The sequence below is a fragment of the Chlorobiota bacterium genome (genome assembly GCA_016710285.1).
Classification (GTDB): Bacteria; Bacteroidota; Ignavibacteria; order OLB7; family OLB7; genus OLB7.
Window position 1 is genome coordinate 1,575,499 of sequence record JADJXR010000001.1, and the last position, 14,298, is coordinate 1,589,796.

Genomic DNA, 14,298 nt, shown 5'->3' on the forward strand with positions numbered 1-14,298 from the left:
GGCTCGCCATTTTTTTTCGCCCTATCGCCCATGCTCGGCAAACTGTAATCGCTTGGTTGGCAAACTGTAATCGCCCCGCTCCATCTTGAAATCATGGAAATGGGCAGCAGTTTTTTGAGCCAATGAGGCATTGGGGAAAGGCGAACGCACCCTTCGATGGCGCAGCGGGCAACACTGGCCACAACATCAACCGGAAGGAATCCGAAGGAAAAAAAATAGCGAAAAGGAAATCTTGGCACGCTTTGCCGCAGTTCTTGGCACGGCGCGGATAGATTGGTTACGGGTGCAAGACCCCGCAGCGTGTTCCTCCGGTGCAAGGTAGAACGAAGGAGGGAAGGTAGGAACCAGCGGATCCACCCAAATCCCGAAGCATTACCGGCAAGCTGGCCCACAACCGAGGCCAGTGCCCACAACAAGGGAGGAACCCAAATGGCCAACGAATCCGAGAGCGAGCGCCCAATGAACCAACAACGCACCGCCGCACGGGCTGGCGAACCGTACATCCTAACAGCACGCCGCTGCCACACGTGCGGCACGCTGGCCTTGCGAACCGAGAACTACTGCCCCTGCTGCGGGGGATCGCTACGGCCAACCTGCCAGCACTGCGGGTTCGTTATCCCCCACGCCATTGCCTTTTACTGCCCAGAGTGTGGGGGCGATCTAAAGAAGTCAGCCGACAGCCCTTAACGCTGTTGGGGTCAGCCGAAAAACCAGACAGAGTGAAGAGAGAGAGAGAGACAACACCACGGAAAGATAGAAACCTTGAATAACCAACTAACAACCGCCATGAAACGTTCGCGCATTGCTTACGCCGCCACGCTTGCTGCCGCGCTGTTTGCCGCACAGCAGGGGATGGCCCAGATTCCGGGACAGATGACCTACCAGGGGCTTCTGACCAACAGCAACGGAACCCCGTTCCCCGACGGCTCGGTAACGATGACCTTCAACATTTACGAAGGGGCAACCGCCATTTGGTCCGAAACGCAATCCGTGCAGATCAGCAAGGGATTGTTCAACGTGACGTTGGGGCAAAGCACCTCGCTCAGCTCCTTGAAGTTCGACAAGCCCTATCAGCTTGGGGTGACGATTGGGGGAAGCGAGCTAACCCGCACGCCGCTGGTTTCGGCCCCGTACGCACTGAGCGCCGCCAGCGCGCTGACCGTGCCGAACGGCGCGATCACCACCGACAAGCTGGCAAACGGCGCGGTAACGCTGGATAAACTTTCGCCAACGTTGCTGCAAAATTTGGGGAGCGCCGTTCTGGGTCAAATTCCCGACGGATCCATTAGCCCAAGCAAAATAGGCACCGAAGGAAGCAGCAATGGCCAAGTGCTGGTGAACAACGGGGGAACCCCTGAATGGCAAACGCTGAACAGCACGGGGGGGGGGGATATCACCGCAGTGAACGCTGGCGATGGGCTTGGCGGCGGCGGAACCAACGGCGATGTGACGCTGTTCATCCGCCCGAACGGAATCCAGACGGCGATGATCCAGAACAATGCCATCACCCCAGAAAAATTGGTGAACAGCGGCGCGTTGGCCGGAAGCTACGGCGGCAACACAAAGGTGGCGAAGATCACCGTTGACGCAAAAGGGCGCGTCACCAATGCCCAAGAGGTTGACATTGCCGGCGCACAGCCCGCAGGTCCCGCCGGTGGCGATTTAACCGATTTCTACCCAACCCCAAAGGTGGCAGCGATTCGGGGCGTTCCCGTTTCCGCAGCCGCCCCAGCCAACGGGGAGGTGCTTCGGTTCAACAACACCACCGGACGCTGGGAGCCTTCCACCGATGGTTCCAGCTTGGTCAATCTTAACTCATCCAGCCTTGTTGGCCCTGTTTCGCTGGCCAATCTTCCCAACGCCTCTGGCGATGTCACCGGTCCAATCAACAACCTGACCACTGCGCGAATCCGCGGCACCAACGTCTCGCTGACCGCGCCAACGGTTACTGGCCAGATGCTTCGTTTCAACAACACCGCAGGGCAGTGGGAACCTTCCACCGATGGCTCGGCTTTGACGAATCTGAACGCCGGGAACCTCACCGGAAATCTGCCAGCGTTGAACGGGGCGAACATCACCAACATCAACGCAACGAACATCACCACCGGGACCGTTCCGCCAGCCAACTTGCCGAACGCTGCGGGTGATGTCACCGGGCCAATCAACAACCTGACCACTGCGCGAATCCGCGGCACTAACGTTTCGGCAACCGCTCCGACGGTTACTGGCCAAATGCTCCGTTTCAACAACACCGCTGGGCAGTGGGAACCTTCCACCGATGGCTCGGCTTTGACGAACCTGAACGCCGGAAATCTCACCGGAAATCTGCCAGCGTTGAACGGGGCAAGCATCACCAACATCAACGCAACGAACATCACCACCGGGACCGTTCCGCCAGCCAATTTGCCGAACGCTGCGGGCGATGTCACCGGTCCGATCAACAACCTGACCACTGCGCGAATCCGCGGAACCAACGTTGCCACGACCGCGCCAACCAACGGCCAGGTCCTCAAGTTTGATGGAACCAACTGGACTCCATCAACCGACAACGCCGGAACCGGAACCGTCACCTCCGTCGGACTGGCGATGCCGAGCATTTTCGGTGTCAGCGGCAGCCCCGTCACCACCAACGGAACGCTCACAGCTACGCTGGCAAGCCAAACACAAAACACCGTGTTTGCTGCACCAAACGGAGCAAACGGAACTCCAAGTTTCCGCAACCTTGTTGCTGATGATTTGCCCGATGCCGACGGCGACGTGACCGGTGCCTACGACGACTTGCAGTTGGCCAGCACCGGAGTAACACCAGGGACCTACGGCAGCCTGACCCAAATCCCAACCTTCACCGTTGATGATGATGGTCGCTTAACAGCCGCCGGTTCCGTCACCCTTACCGGTGCGCCACCTAACGGTGCTGCGGGAGGAGACCTAACCGGAACCTATCCAAACCCAACCGTTGCGCCAAACGCCATCACCAGCGCGAAAATCCTTGACGGAGCCGTGGGCAATGGTGACTTGGCCGACGATGCCGTCACCGCCAGCAAGATTGCTGCAAACGCCGTCAACTCTAGCGAGATTGCGGCCGATGCTGTTGGCGCAAGCGAGATTGCAACCAGCGCAGTAACCACCACCGAGATTCTGGACAACACCATCTTGGCGATTGATCTTGCCCCGGGTGTGATCCCAACAACCCTTCCGCCAAGCGGTGCTGCCGGGGGAGATTTGACCGGAACCTATCCAAACCCAACCGTTGCGAAGCTCCGCGGCACCAACGTTTCGGCAACCGCGCCAACGGTTACTGGCCAGATGCTCCGTTTCAACAACACCGCTGGGCAGTGGGAACCTTCCACCGATGGCTCGGCCTTGACGAACCTGAATGGAGCGAATATCAGCGGCACCATTAACGTTGCCAATCTTCCGAATGCTGCGGGTGATGTCACCGGGCCAATCAACAACCTGACCACTGCACGAATCCGCGGCACTAACGTTGCCACGACCGCACCAACCAACGGCCAGGTCCTCAAGTTCGACGGAACCAACTGGGCTCCGGCTGCCGACAACGCCGGAACCGGAACCGTTACCTCCGTCGGACTGGCGATGCCGAGCATTTTCGGTGTCAGCGGCAGCCCCGTCACCACCAACGGAACGCTCACAGCTACGCTGGCAAGCCAAACACAAAACACCGTGTTTGCTGCACCAAACGGAGCAAACGGAACTCCAAGTTTCCGCAACCTTGTTGCTGATGATTTGCCCGATGCCGACGGCGACGTGACCGGTGCCTACGACGACTTGCAGTTGGCCAGCACCGGAGTAACACCAGGGACCTACGGCAGCCTGACCCAAATCCCAACCTTCACCGTTGATGATGACGGTCGCTTAACAGCCGCCGGTTCCGTCACCCTTACCGGTGCGCCACCTAACGGTGCTGCGGGAGGAGACCTAACCGGAACCTATCCAAACCCAACCGTTGCTAAACTCCGCGGAACCAACGTTTCGGCAACCGCACCAACGACCAACCAAGTGTTGAAGTTCGACGGAACCAACTGGGCTCCGGCTGCCGACAACGCCGGAACAGGAACCGTTACCTCCGTTGGCATGGCAATGCCATCCATCTTCAACGTCAGCGGCAGCCCCGTCACCAATGCCGGAACGCTGACCGCTACGCTGGCCAATCAAACGCAGAACCTTTTCTTCGCTTCGCCAAACGGATCTACTGGCACACCAACCTTCCGTGGCATCGTTGCTGATGATTTGCCCGATGCCGACGGCGACGTGACCGGTGCCTACGACGACTTGCAGTTGGCCAGCACCGGAGTAACACCAGGGACCTACGGCAGCCTGACCCAAATCCCAACCTTCACCGTTGATGATGACGGTCGCTTAACAGCCGCCGGTTCCGTCACCCTTACCGGTGCGCCACCTAACGGTGCTGCGGGCGGAGACCTAACCGGAACCTATCCAAACCCAACCGTTGCTAAACTCCGCGGAACCAACGTTTCGGCAACCGCACCAACGACCAACCAAGTGTTGAAGTTCGACGGAACCAACTGGGCTCCGGCTGCCGATAACGCCGGAACAGGAACCGTTACCTCCGTTGGCATGGCAATGCCATCCATCTTCAACGTCAGTGGCAGCCCCGTCACCAACGCCGGAACGCTGACCGCTACGCTGGCCAATCAAACGCAGAACATGGTCTTTGCTTCGCCAAACGGATCCACTGGTGCACCAACCTTCCGTGGTCTTGTTGCTGGCGATCTTCCCAACGCTGCGGGCGATGTCACCGGCGCGTTCGGTAGCCTGACGGTGGCGCGGATTCGCGGAACTAACGTTTCGGCAACCACGCCAACGACCAACCAAGTGTTGAAGTTCGACGGAACCAACTGGGCACCGGCTGCCGATAACGCCGGAACAGGAACCGTTACCTCCGTCGGCATGGCAATGCCATCCATCTTCAACGTCAGTGGCAGCCCTGTCACCAATGCCGGAACGCTGACCGCTACGCTGGCCAATCAAACGCAGAACATGGTCTTTGCTTCGCCAAACGGATCCACTGGTGCACCAACCTTCCGTGGTCTTGTTGCTGGCGATCTTCCCAATGCTGCGGGCGATGTCACCGGCGCGTTCGGTAGCCTGACAGTGGCGCGGATTCGCGGAACTAACGTTTCGGCAACCACGCCAACGACCAACCAAGTGTTGAAGTTCGACGGAACCAACTGGGCACCCGGAACCGATAACGGATTTGCGCTCCCCTTCAGCGGATCGGCAAGCTCATCGCCGGCGGCAGTGTTCGACGTAACGAACACCAACGCAAGCGGCCCTGGCATTCGTGTTCGTTCGCAGAACACTTCATCGGGCGTGACAAGTGGCGTGGCATTGGATGCCGAAAGCGGATCGGCCAGCACACTGCGCGCACGCAACAACGGCGGCGGCGCCACGGTTGATGCCAGCAACAGCGGAACAGGGAATGTGATTTTGGCAGCCGCCAGCGCCAACGCCGCAACCGGAAACGTTGTGCAGATTGACAAGTCGGGAACTTCCGCAGCCACGGGTGGCGTTGGTTTGCAAGTGAACATGAACGGCTACGCCAACGGAACCGGCATTGACGTGAGCGTGGGGAACGACGCAAACGTGGCGAACAAAGGGATTGGGGTGAACGTCAACATGGCCGACGTCACCACCACCAACGAAACCATGAAGCTGAACCACGACGGAACCGGAACCAAAGCACCGGCCCTGACCATCACGCGTGGCACGGCAGCATATTCGCTGAAGACCTACAGCTCAAGCACAGCAATCACGCTGGACCCGGCATACACGGTCCACGAAATCTCGCCGCTTGACACGCTATCGGTGACGTTGCCAACCCCAACGGACCTTCCAGTTGGCAGCTTGCTGATTGTGGTGAACACCTACAACAGCACCTCAATTCGGACCCTGACAATCAGCGGGGCCAGCGTCAACAAAACCGTCAGCGTTCTCAAGAACGAATCGGCAACGTTTGTTCGCTGCAACGACGGCAAATGGCACGTGATGAGCGTCTTCTAAGCCGAAAGCTCACAAGCAGAATCGCACCGATCACACAACAGCAAGCGGGGGATGCAGCAATGCATCCCCCGCTTGTATTTTGCGGCAAGTCTGAACCCGTCCATAATCAACAGAGGAAAGCCATGACAGCAGAAGAAGTCTTTCAACAATTGGAGTCGCTCGGCAGCGAGCAAACACGAAAAACCTACCGGAGGCATGGTGTTTTGGGGGAGATGTACGGGGTGAGTTATGCCAATCTTGGAGCCTTAGCAAAGAAGCTGAAAAGGAACCACCCATTGGCGTTAGCGTTGTGGCAAAGCGGCAACCACGATGCACGGATGCTTGCCACCATGATTGCCGATCCCGCACAGCTTGACGGCAAAATTCTGGATACGTGGGTTGCCGATTTAGACTCCGCCCCACTCACCGATGCCTTTGCAAAAATTGCAGACGATGCGCCAGACGGAACAAAGAAATCTGCGAAATGGAGGAAGTCGAAGGAGGAGTGGGTAAGCAGTGCTGGATGGTTCATCACCGCACAGCAAGCCGGGAACCCAGCCGTGGCCGACGACTCCCTTGCCGCACTGCTCCCCATCATCGAAGCCACCATCCACAAGGCGAAGAACCGAACCCGCTACGCCATGAACACAGCATTGATCTCCATTGGCCTGCGCCCGGGCCTGCGCCAACAAGCGATTGCCACCGCACGGGCAATTGGCAAAGTTGAGGTTGACCACGGCCAAACCAGCTGCAAAACTCCCGATGCGGAATCGTACATCTTGAAGACGGTGGAGCATCGGGAGAAGAGCCGCCCCCAGCAGTGAGCAGAGCTTCGGAATTGTGGTAAGAAGGAGGGCGGCAAATCCGCTTGATCTCCTTGGAATGGAGAAGGAAATCGCGGGGGTTATTTCCGCCATTCCTGAAGCAGCGCACGCACCGCTGTGGGGTTGTAGCTTTCGCCGGCTGCCATTGCCGAAAGCTCACGTGCGTTGCGGGGGGTTCCGTTGGCCTGCAACGTCATCAGGGCTGGCAGCCCCAGCCGGAGCGGAGCCGCCGCGCCGACCAAGGCGATCAGGATCAGAAGGCAGCTCCGCAGCTGATGGCGCATGATTACTTGATGGGTTTGACGGGTCTGTATTCTTTCATCCAATTGGCGAACGCTTTCACTTCTTTCTGGTGCTCGGTTAGCCAGGACTCTGCGCCGGGGATCATGGAGTTCGCCGCCACCAAATGGCAGAAGGCCTGAACATGATTCAACCGAACGATTTCCGAATACCAGGGCAAGTAGAACTGCTGGGTAAAACTGGTTGCCACAGGGTTCTTCTCCGCTGCCTCCGCAACCAAATCCACTGCCGCCCGGATGTTTTTTATGTACTTGTCCAGATCGGTACGGTATGCGCCCACGCTGTCCACCAACGCTGAGTCCAGCAGCTTGTTAAGATGCCCCATCAACGCCAACGCCCCCTCTTGCAGTTGGAAATTTCCTTCGCTGGTATCGGAAGAACCGCTCAGATAGATCTTATTCTTCTCGTTATTCTTCTGGTTAATTCTGCCTGTGATGATTTCTTCAACCACCGCCGCCGCTTGTTGCGCCCGCTCGGTTCCCCCTTCAAGAATCAGGAAGTGTGTGTACGCCATAAGGGCGGGGGCGTGCAAGCCGCGTGCCATCCATAGCTGGGCCAGCGCCATGTGGCTGGAGGGGTGAAATGGATAGAGCCGCAATGCTTGCTGGAAACTGGCTTCGGCTTCTTTCCCCCTGCTCATTCGGGCAAACGTCAGCCCCAGGTTGTAGTGAAGCAGGAAGAAATCTGGGCTGGCGGCAAGGGCTTCCTGATATATCTCCACCGCTTTCTCCGGCTCCCCCTGGTCGTCGTGGATATTGGCGATTACCATGTAGAGCTGTGGCAGCATCTGCGAGCGGTAGCGCGTTCCTTCCATTGCTGTTTGCAAGGCTTCCTCCTTCTCCCCTTTTTCATATTGCGAGTAGGCAAGCTCATACAAGGCTATGGTGTTGGCAGGGTTTTTCTGCAATGCTTTTTTGTAGAACTCAATCGCTTCGTCATAATCCTTGCGGTCGTGCCAATGGACTCCGATGGCGATTAAGCTATCCTGTTCCGGTGTTGAGGGAACTTCGGGCAGAAGGTCTTGAGCAACGCTTTGAACACTGCCAAAAGTGGCAAGCAGCAGCAGCAATGTCAGCGCGGTGGGCAGCCAGCGAACCATGATGTTCCTCCTTGAAAAAAAAGTGTTGCGAACGTATCCGATGGGCAGTTCTGCCCGCAGTAAAATGGCTTGAATCTGATTGATCAGCAAGGGGCGAATTGGGAAGATTGTTGCGCCGGTGGCGTTCGATCATGTAGCTTGCTTCCCATGATCCATACTTCACAGATATTTCACGGTTGGCGCAGGGCGGCGCAAGTGGTGGCCGCTGGTTGGTTGGTGCTGGGAACCACGCAGGCCCAGGTGAATACGGAGTCTATGCGGCGGGAATGGGGTGGGGAAGGGGTGCATGGGCAAGCGGGGTTCAACCTTGCGTTGCAGCAAGGGAACTCCCAATATCTGCGGCTTGGCTTGGGGGCACGGGTTGATTATCTGGCCGATCCAATCTACACCTTTGCCGTGGCAAACTGGCAACGCCGCACCGATGCCGGAACCCTAAAACAGCACGATGGATTCCTCCATGCCCGCGTTGTGTACACCCTGATCCCAACGGTGAAAGCCGAAGGGTTCGCCCAGAAGGAGTTCAACGATTTTATCCGGCTGAAGGACCGGGGTCTGCTTGGGGCGGGCGTTCGATTCACCCTTGCCGAAGCCAACACCGACACGTTCTTGCTAACGGTTCATCTGGGAACCGGAGCAATGTACGAGCGTGAGGTCCTGGACCTTGATCCCGCCGACCACCAGTCAAGCATGGTCCGCTCCACTAACTATCTATCGTTTGCGTGGCGGGTGCGGAAAAATTTCTCCGTTACCACCACCACGTACTACCAACCAGCGTTCGGCGACCCCAGCGATTTCCGCGTGCTGAGCAACCTGGGGGGGACCTTCTCCATCAGCGACCTTCTTAGCTTCAACGTCGCGCTGAACTACCGCTACGACCATCAACCTCCACCGGCGGTGCGCCCGTACGACCTCGCCATCAGCAATGGGGTGACAGTGGGGTTTTAGCCCCCTTGCCTTCTTGAACCGAAGCAGGGCTAATCCTCCACTATCACCCGTTTGCCGTCGCTATCTTCAACGTTAATGGGGTTGGATTGGCGAGCTTAGCGTGTAGATGTTGTTTTCCTCGTTGGTTTCCATCACCTGGTCGCCGCTGTCAACATAGACGCGAGCACTGAATGGGCGATAATCAACCCCCGACGGAATCGGGATCTGATACTGATGCGATGCCCCCTTTGCCAGCGCTGGGATCGTAAAGGTCAGGTCCTGGCTCACATAGCTTTGCGGCTCCTGGTAGCCCCCCTGACCGTAGCAGCAGGCGTAGTAACTGAACTCCACGTTCAGCGAGCAGGGTTGCGTGCTGTTTCCTTCGCCGATGTTGTAGATTTTCAGATTGACGGTGCGCCCGGCCCCGCTTCCGCCAACCCACGCCACTTGCGTTTTCAGGTCGGGGCGTTTCACCATCTGGACCTTTGGCCGTTGGGTTTGGATGTTCGGTTGGCTTCCCATTGGCTCAATCGTCGGTTTTGGTTGCTGCGCAAACGACGTTGTGGCAAGCATCATCGCGGCGGCAGTGGTGGCAAGCATCATCGTGGTGTTGATCTTCATCGTTGCTTCTCCTTGTTCAAGCATAGGTTATGGTTGTTATGGTGCCATGGTGGCGGTTAGCGTCTTCCGTTGGCGGCGTGGGGATGGTGGTTGCTGGCCTCCGGCGGCAGTTCGTTGCCGCAGGCCGTGCAGAAAAAAGCAACCGGGTGGCGAACCGCAGCGTTGCAAGCCGGGCATCGCTGCTCGGCACGGTGCTGAAGCTGGGTGCGGTCAAATTCTTCGCCGCATTGGGGGCAGAATTGTTCGTCGCGGTACCCAGCGGTCCCGCAACGGTGGCACAATGGAACGCCAAGGAACCGCATCTTCCCCGCGCCATGTTCCTCGGGCAAAGTTTTGAAGGTTGACAGCATGAAGAGCGTCGCCAATCTGATAATCTCCGGTTGCTACTCTTCAAGGTATTCCCTGCCGATAACAACAGCGATCGACCGTGATAACAGTTCGGAAAACATGGAGATGCTGAAAGAAATCGGGAGGTGAACGGAGGTGTGGCAACGCAATTATCGGAACCCATCCCCCTTTATCCCCGAAGCCCTTTTGCCCACTTCTTCACTTCCCGCACAATCTTCGCGGCGGCGTTCCCTTTGCCGAAGGGGAAGGCCTTGCGCGACATCCGCCGGTAGAGTTTGGCATCGGTCAGAAGCCCCGCCACCGCGCTGGCGATTGCTTCCGATTCCAACGGGACCATCATCCCATTTCCCGACTCCACAACCTCCTCACGCTCGGTCTCGGTTCGCAGGACGATCACCGGTTTCCCCAACGCTGGCGCTTCCTCCTGCACGCCGCCGCTATCGGTCATCACAAGGAAGGCACGCGCCATCAGTTGGATAAACTCAGGATAGTTCAACGGGGCAATCTGGTGGATACGGGGGTGGCTGGGAAGATGCTGCCGCACGGCACGGCGAACCTCAGGATTTGGGTGCACCGGAACCACCACTTCAACATCGGCGAACCGCTCCACAATCAGCCCAACGGACTTCAAGATGTTGGCTTGCGGCACGCCAAAATTTTCGCGGCGGTGTGTGGTCAGCAGAATCGTGCGGCGGCTTGGAGCGGTGCCCGCAGCCGGCGGGCGGGTGCTGGTGATTCGCTGCAGCGTGTCAATCACCGGGTTCCCCGTCACCGCAATGCTCTGCGCCGGAACGTTCTCCGCCAGCAGGCGGTCGCGGTTGGCGTTGGTGGCCGCAAAATGGAGCGTTGCAAGCTGGGTGATAATCCGGCGGTTCATCTCCTCAGGGAAAGGGCTGTACCGGTCGTCCGTTCGTAAACCCGCCTCGATGTGGGCAACCGGGATTTTGTGGTGGAACGCCGCCATCGCCGCCCCCATTGCCGAGGTTGTATCCCCCTGGACCACCACCAAATCGGGGCGCATGGCCGATAGCACGCGGTCCATCTCCGCCATCACCCGGGCGGCCAACGGCAACGGGCGTTGCCCTTTTCGCATCAGGTTCAGCCGGATATCGGGGGCGATATCGAACAGGCGCAGGATTGGCTCCACCATGTCGCGATGCTGGTCGGTCAGCAACGTCTGGACGTTCGCCCACGCCCCCTGGGCGCGGAACGCAGCAATTACCGGGGCCACCTTCACGGCCTCGGGCCGGGTGCCAAGAACAAAAAGAAGATTCATGGAAGAACAATCAAGTGCTGAGCGATGCGGAGCCATGCAATGGATGGAGGGAAAGGCGACGCGCCCCCCTGCTTCCCACGTTGGCGGCCAACGCCCGCCCAAAATACCCCCTTCCCCGAAACAGCCGCGATTCTACATTTTGAAAGATTCCTACCCCTTGCGTTCGCCTGGCCCGCCGCCGTATGTTTGGCACAACTCATCAAGAACGACCGAGGGATCAGGCCCGATGACGTCGTAGCAACCGGTTCTCCGAAAGGATGAACGGCAAGGTGCTAAATCCTGCCTGGCAGCAAACCCAGGGACGATGAGGGCAATTCACACTGCTTATCTGCCGGTCCGCACATCCCGCAACCATTCCGCGGGGTCGGGCGGCAGCAGAAGGATGAAGCCCTCCTGTCGCCAACACGGAGGGTTTGTTGTTTTCAGGGGAGATGAGAGGGGGCGCAACGCTTGTTCTTCTGCTGCCACGGTTCTTCCTCCAGATATTTCTGGAAAGGGGAACGCCACACCGCAGCACTCTTTTCACAGCTTCCCCCCACTCGGTTCCCCCCTGCCACGGCAGAAGTTGAAGCGGGCGTTTTCGTTTTCGGAAGCCTTCGTTCTCCTTCCCTTCTTCGATTCCTGATGAGTTTCTTGCAACGCTTATCAGGAGTTATCATGTCGGCTGTTCCGCATCACGTTTCTGCAATCGCAACGCTTCCGGCTCCGTTCGTTCTGGAGTCTGGGGCGGTGCTTCCCGAACTCCACCTTGCCTACGAATCGTACGGCAAACTTTCCCCCAATCGCGACAACGTCATTCTGGTTTGCCACGCCCTTACCGGAAGCGCCGCCGCTGGTGTTGGTCCAAATGGCCGCGCCGGTTGGTGGGCAGGGCTGATTGGCCCCGGCAACGCGCTGGACACCCGCCGCCACCACATCATCTGCTCCAATATCATCGGAAGCTGCTACGGCAGCACCGGGCCGGGAAGCATCAATCCCGAAACGGGGGTTCCGTACGGCCACAGTTTCCCGGCACTCACCATCCGCGATATGGTGCGGGCGCAACGGCTGCTGCTGAACCATTTGGAAATCCCACGGCTCCATTGCGCCATCGGCGGATCCATGGGGGGGATGCAGGTGCTGGAGTGGGCATTGCTTTTCCCCGACGACGTGGACCTGCTGATCCCAATCGCCACCGCTGCGCAGCATTCGGCGTGGGCGCTGGCGTTCAATGCCATTGCCCGCGAAGCAATCGCGCTTGGCCATGCCGCCGGCGATGTTTCCGCAGGGCTTCGCCTTGCCCGCAAAGTTGCCATGATGACCTACCGAAGCAGCCAAGAATTTGCCGAACGATTTGGCCGAACCCGCAGCACCCCCAACAGCACGCCCCAACCCGACGAGGCCTTTGCGGTGGAGCTGTGGCTGGAGCATCATGGCCGGCAATTGGCCGGGCGGTTCACGCCGGAATCGTTCAACGCAATCACCCGCGCCATGGACCGGCACGACGTTGCGCACGGGCGGGGCACGCTTCCGCAGGTGCTTGGCTCCATTGCCCAACCCACGCTGTGCGTCGGCATCGGCAGCGACGTACTCTATCCCCCGCAGGAGCAGCAGCAGATTGCGCGGCTGATTCCCAACGCCAGATATGCCCAGATCCATTCCCCCTGCGGCCACGATGCGTTCCTGATTGAGTTCGACCAGATGCAAACCATCGTGGGGGATTTTTTGGAAGCGGCACACCGCCCGCTCCAGAAGTCGCGCCAATCGCAGCCGCAATCGCACCGCAGTAGCACTGCCGTCAACCGTACCAACAACACTCTACCAGCATAACCTGATGAAAACTTTGAACATTGCCCTGTTTGGATGTGGGACCGTGGGAAGCGGACTCTACCCTTTGCTTAGCGAAGTTGCGCAAACCATCACATGGCGCACCGGAGCCACCTTCCGGGTGGCAAAAGTGTGCGTGCGTGACCTTCAGAAAGAACGCTCGGTGCAGATCCCGCCCCAGCTGCTTACCACCAACGGAACGGCGTTGCTGGACGATCCTTCCATCAACGTTGTGGTGGAGGTGATTGGGGGCGAGGCGGAGGCGTTGGGGATCATCACCCGCGCACTGGTCAACGGCAAGCAGGTGGTGACGGCCAACAAATTGGTGGTCTCCAAACATCTGCCGCTGCTTCGGCGGTTGGAGGAACTGCATGGCGGGCGATTGCTGTACGGCGCGTCGGTCTGCGGCTCGATCCCCATTCTGAAATTGATTGATGAAACGCTTCCGTTCGACCAAGTGAACAAGCTGCGCGGAATCGTCAACGGCTCCACCAACTTTATCCTTTCCCGCTTGGCCGATGGAGTTAGCCGCGATGAGGCGTTGGCGATTGCCAAGCGCGAAGGATTCCTGGAGGCCGACCCAACGGCGGACATCTCCGGCGCGGATGCTGCGCAGAAGCTCTCCATCTTGATCTACCACGCATTCGGCGTTCACCTTTCCCCCGATGCGATCCCCACAACCGGGATTGAGTGCATCACCGAGCGGGATTTGGAGCACGCACGCGCCGCCGGAAGCACGATAAAACTGGTGGCCGAAGCCGCACGCGAGAACGGGAGGATAAAAGCATCGGTTGCCCCGCGGCTTGTTCCGCTTACCGATCCGCTGGCGGAGGTTCGCGATGAGGTGAACATTGTGGAGGTGACGTGCCATGGGGTTGGGGTCCAGCGGTTCACGGGGCGGGGCGCGGGCGCAATCCCCACCGCCAACGCAGTGGTGACGGACCTGCTGGACATCGTGAAGGAACGGCGGTATCGCTTGCCGGAACCATGCCCGCCAGCGCACGTTCCGGTTCACTCCATTCTGCAGCGCGTTGCGGCCTAACCCCAAAGCAAATAATGGCCATAAAAAAACCGGA

At 58.7% G+C, this 14,298-nt stretch carries 11 protein-coding genes and 1 riboswitch; of the genes, 6 read left to right on the top strand and 5 right to left on the bottom strand.

Annotated elements, in window-relative coordinates; translation table 11 throughout:
• Positions 1 to 429: 429 nt before the first annotated feature.
• From IPM61_05535 to IPM61_05545, 3 genes are all read left to right on the top strand, one after another.
• Complete coding sequence (locus IPM61_05535) at positions 430 to 687, top strand: hypothetical protein (protein ID MBK8910775.1); 258 nt, start codon at positions 430 to 432, stop codon at positions 685 to 687.
• Positions 688 to 786: 99 nt separating this feature from the next.
• On the top strand, positions 787 to 6,045 hold the full coding sequence (locus tag IPM61_05540) for a hypothetical protein (protein ID MBK8910776.1): 5,259 nt from the start codon (positions 787 to 789) through the stop codon (positions 6,043 to 6,045).
• Positions 6,046 to 6,167: 122 nt separating this feature from the next.
• The gene (locus IPM61_05545) at positions 6,168 to 6,848 is read left to right on the top strand and encodes a DNA alkylation repair protein (GenBank protein MBK8910777.1); all 681 of its coding nucleotides are present in this window, start codon (positions 6,168 to 6,170) and stop codon (positions 6,846 to 6,848) included.
• Positions 6,849 to 6,928: 80 nt separating this feature from the next.
• On the opposite strand, the gene IPM61_05550 is transcribed toward IPM61_05545, so the two are convergent.
• Both IPM61_05550 and IPM61_05555 read right to left on the bottom strand, forming a co-directional pair.
• Positions 6,929 to 7,132 (bottom strand): hypothetical protein, encoded by a 204-nt coding sequence (locus IPM61_05550; protein MBK8910778.1) that lies wholly within the window; start codon positions 7,130 to 7,132, stop codon positions 6,929 to 6,931.
• Positions 7,133 to 7,134: 2 nt separating this feature from the next.
• Entirely contained in the window at positions 7,135 to 8,247 is a 1,113-nt protein-coding gene (locus IPM61_05555) for a tetratricopeptide repeat protein (protein MBK8910779.1), read from the bottom strand.
• A gap of 147 nt (positions 8,248 to 8,394) precedes the next feature.
• Between IPM61_05555 and IPM61_05560 the strand changes: the two genes are divergently transcribed.
• A complete protein-coding gene (locus tag IPM61_05560) occupies positions 8,395 to 9,192 on the top strand; it encodes a DUF481 domain-containing protein (GenBank protein MBK8910780.1) in 798 nt (265 codons plus the stop codon).
• Positions 9,193 to 9,264: 72 nt separating this feature from the next.
• Here IPM61_05560 and IPM61_05565 read toward each other — a convergent pair whose 3' ends face one another.
• From IPM61_05565 to wecB, 3 genes are all read right to left on the bottom strand, one after another.
• Positions 9,265 to 9,816: a hypothetical protein gene (locus IPM61_05565; GenBank protein ID MBK8910781.1), complete on the bottom strand. Its 552-nt coding sequence runs from the start codon at positions 9,814 to 9,816 to the stop codon at positions 9,265 to 9,267.
• 32 nt (positions 9,817 to 9,848) lie between these two features.
• The gene (locus IPM61_05570; GenBank protein MBK8910782.1) at positions 9,849 to 10,157 is read right to left on the bottom strand and encodes a zinc ribbon domain-containing protein; all 309 of its coding nucleotides are present in this window, start codon (positions 10,155 to 10,157) and stop codon (positions 9,849 to 9,851) included.
• A gap of 152 nt (positions 10,158 to 10,309) precedes the next feature.
• Positions 10,310 to 11,416, bottom strand: coding sequence for a UDP-N-acetylglucosamine 2-epimerase (non-hydrolyzing) (wecB, locus tag IPM61_05575; GenBank protein ID MBK8910783.1), 1,107 nt, complete (start codon positions 11,414 to 11,416; stop codon positions 10,310 to 10,312).
• 193 nt (positions 11,417 to 11,609) lie between these two features.
• Positions 11,610 to 11,727: riboswitch (SAM riboswitch) on the top strand.
• Positions 11,728 to 12,073: 346 nt separating this feature from the next.
• Here wecB and IPM61_05580 point away from each other — a divergent pair.
• Positions 12,074 to 13,225 carry a homoserine O-acetyltransferase gene (locus IPM61_05580; GenBank protein ID MBK8910784.1) on the top strand — a complete coding sequence of 384 codons (1,152 nt, stop codon included), beginning with the start codon at positions 12,074 to 12,076 and terminating at the stop codon, positions 13,223 to 13,225.
• 4 nt (positions 13,226 to 13,229) lie between these two features.
• Positions 13,230 to 14,264: a homoserine dehydrogenase gene (locus IPM61_05585; protein MBK8910785.1), complete on the top strand. Its 1,035-nt coding sequence runs from the start codon at positions 13,230 to 13,232 to the stop codon at positions 14,262 to 14,264.
• Positions 14,265 to 14,298 lie beyond the last annotated feature (34 nt).

Bases quoted from the DNA above. Each gene is read 5' to 3' on its own strand.
- IPM61_05550 (MBK8910778.1), bottom strand. From the start codon at position 7,132: ATGCGCCATCAGCTGCGGAGCTGCCTTCTGATCCTGATCGCCTTGGTC.
- IPM61_05545 (MBK8910777.1), top strand. From the start codon at position 6,168: ATGACAGCAGAAGAAGTCTTTCAACAATTGGAGTCGCTCGGCAGCGAG.
- IPM61_05555 (MBK8910779.1), bottom strand. From the start codon at position 8,247: ATGGTTCGCTGGCTGCCCACCGCGCTGACATTGCTGCTGCTGCTTGCC.
- IPM61_05560 (MBK8910780.1), top strand. From the start codon at position 8,395: ATGATCCATACTTCACAGATATTTCACGGTTGGCGCAGGGCGGCGCAA.
- IPM61_05535 (MBK8910775.1), top strand. From the start codon at position 430: ATGGCCAACGAATCCGAGAGCGAGCGCCCAATGAACCAACAACGCACC.
- wecB (MBK8910783.1), bottom strand. From the start codon at position 11,416: ATGAATCTTCTTTTTGTTCTTGGCACCCGGCCCGAGGCCGTGAAGGTG.
- IPM61_05580 (MBK8910784.1), top strand. From the start codon at position 12,074: ATGTCGGCTGTTCCGCATCACGTTTCTGCAATCGCAACGCTTCCGGCT.
- IPM61_05585 (MBK8910785.1), top strand. From the start codon at position 13,230: ATGAAAACTTTGAACATTGCCCTGTTTGGATGTGGGACCGTGGGAAGC.
- IPM61_05565 (MBK8910781.1), bottom strand. From the start codon at position 9,816: ATGCTTGAACAAGGAGAAGCAACGATGAAGATCAACACCACGATGATG.
- IPM61_05540 (MBK8910776.1), top strand. From the start codon at position 787: ATGAAACGTTCGCGCATTGCTTACGCCGCCACGCTTGCTGCCGCGCTG.